The sequence below is a fragment of the Pseudomonas sp. EGD-AK9 genome, from assembly GCF_000465935.2.
Taxonomy (GTDB): Bacteria; Pseudomonadota; Gammaproteobacteria; order Pseudomonadales; family Pseudomonadaceae; genus Aquipseudomonas.
The window spans coordinates 1-1,777 of record NZ_AVOF01000498.1; the positions used below are offsets into that span (position 1 = coordinate 1).

Annotated in this window: 3 protein-coding genes and 1 pseudogene; all 4 read right to left on the bottom strand. The window is 66.3% G+C overall.

Annotated elements, in window-relative coordinates:
* A pseudogene (locus tag N878_RS19500) lies at positions 1-252 on the bottom strand (hypothetical protein); the annotation flags it as partial.
* Positions 253-334: 82 nt separating this feature from the next.
* Complete coding sequence (locus N878_RS19505) at positions 335-730, bottom strand: hypothetical protein (RefSeq protein ID WP_021445239.1); 396 nt, start codon at positions 728-730, stop codon at positions 335-337.
* A 160-nt stretch (positions 731-890) separates the two neighbouring features.
* Positions 891-1,163, bottom strand: coding sequence for an HU family DNA-binding protein (locus N878_RS19510; protein WP_003242571.1), 273 nt, complete (start codon positions 1,161-1,163; stop codon positions 891-893).
* 188 nt (positions 1,164-1,351) lie between these two features.
* On the bottom strand, positions 1,352-1,777 hold a 426-nt coding region (locus tag N878_RS19515; RefSeq protein ID WP_021445240.1), incomplete at its 5' end, for an FAD-dependent oxidoreductase.

Below are 1,777 nucleotides of genomic sequence, written 5' to 3' on the forward strand. Positions count from 1 at the left end.
CAGCTGCGCGGCATCGAGCTGGGCGCTGACCCGCTTGGCCAGCTCCAGGCACAGCGCCGGGCCGGCGAACAGCTGCCCCAGGCGCTGCTGCTCGGCCGGCTCCTGGCCGCGTTGCAGCAAGGGCGCGCTCTGCTCGCAGAGCAGATGGATACCGGCCAGTTCGAACAACGGCAACAGCGCGTGGGGAGAGGCCGGCTCGGCCCGCAGCGAGGCGGCCGCCAGCAGCAGGAGGGGCAGGACGATCAGACGCATGGCCAGGCTTTCCACTGGGACTTGCCGGGCAGCCTAACCAAAGCGCAGCGCGCCGACCAGCGACGGCGCGCGCAACTGGGGATCAGGCGGCCTTTTTCGCCGAATCGACCTTCTTCTTCGGTGTCAGGTACTTGGTCAGCCCCTGGAACCACATCACCAGCGCCGGGTTGCCCTGGATCTGGATGTCCTTGTTCTGGATGCCCTGCATGAAGGCCAGCTGCTTGTTCTTCGCGGTCATGGTGGCGAAACCATAGGCGGCATCCTTGAAACCCAGAGCGAAAGCGGGCTCCGCGGCGATACCGCGCTTGCTGCTGATGCGCTGGCCCGCGACGATGAAGTGGCGCGCCACCTTGCCGTCCAGCGTATGCAGCTGGAACACCATATCGCGGCCTTCGAGCTGCTGACGAAACGCCGGGTTGTCGCGACTGGCCTTGGCCATGAGGCGGCCCAGCATCCACAGGAGAAAACGGAATTTCATGCACAGGCCCCAATGATCGAAGATGATGGCCGCGCATTGTAGTGGTTTTCTTGCAGGACTACAGCCTGCCCAAAGCACGGTGGGGACGCTGAAGGCGCCGGCTGCGTCGTACGCACCCAGACGGGAGAGGCCCGGAGCCGAGCGGCTCCGGGCGACAGGCTCAGTTGACCGCGTCTTTCAGGGACTTGCCCGGTTTGAAGGCGACGGTGTTGCTGGCCTTGATCTTGACCGGCTGACCGGTTTGCGGGTTCTTCCCGGTGCGGGCGCCACGGTGGCGCTGGACGAAGGTACCGAAGCCCACCAGGGTCACACTGTCCTTGCGGTTCAGTGCACCGGTGATTTCTTCCAGTACGGCGTTGAGTACACGATTGGCCTGATCCTTGGTCAGATCAGCCTTTTCGGCGATGGCGGCGGCGAGTTCCGGTTTACGCATAGATGCCTCTTTGACGGTTTTTTGTTGTTGTGTCCGTGCTGTCCTTCCAGAACAGCGCCCAAGGCGCCGCAACAGCTCTGCGCTGCGGCAGACCCCAGGGAGAATGGCATGCCGCATCGCACTGCGCCAGTCTCGTCCGACACTTTGGCCGGGCATTTTCGTGGCGTATCCGACAGAACGGCCGGCAATCATGCCAACAGCGCCGGCAGCTCCCGGTTCAGCGCCAGTTTTTCCTGCACGGCGCTGCCGGTCAGGGCGTAGCCCAGCAGGCTGCCCGCGGCGTCGCGGCACAGCGCCTTGATATCGCCGCCGCTGCCTTCCACCGTCCACTCGCCCTGGCTGCCGCGCGGCGGCGGCGACACCACCAGCGGGCACACCGGGGTCTTCACCGTCACCGGCATGGGGCCATAGCTGACCGCCGTCGGCTCGCCGGCCAGGGTCTTGGCCAGGGCGCGGGCGCAGGCCATCAGCGGCATCACGTAGAGCAGGTTGAGGCCGTCCACCTCGGCGCAGTCGCCGAGGGCATAGATATGGGCGTGGGAGGTCTGCAGCTGGCGGTCGACCACCACCCCGCGGCCCACCGCCAGGCCGGCGGTGGCGGCCAGCTCGATGCG

Excerpts from the sequence above, each read along its gene's own strand:
- N878_RS19505 (WP_021445239.1), bottom strand. The coding sequence starts at position 730 with ATGAAATTCCGTTTTCTCCTGTGGATGCTGGGCCGCCTCATGGCCAAG.
- N878_RS19510 (WP_003242571.1), bottom strand. The coding sequence starts at position 1,163 with ATGCGTAAACCGGAACTCGCCGCCGCCATCGCCGAAAAGGCTGATCTG.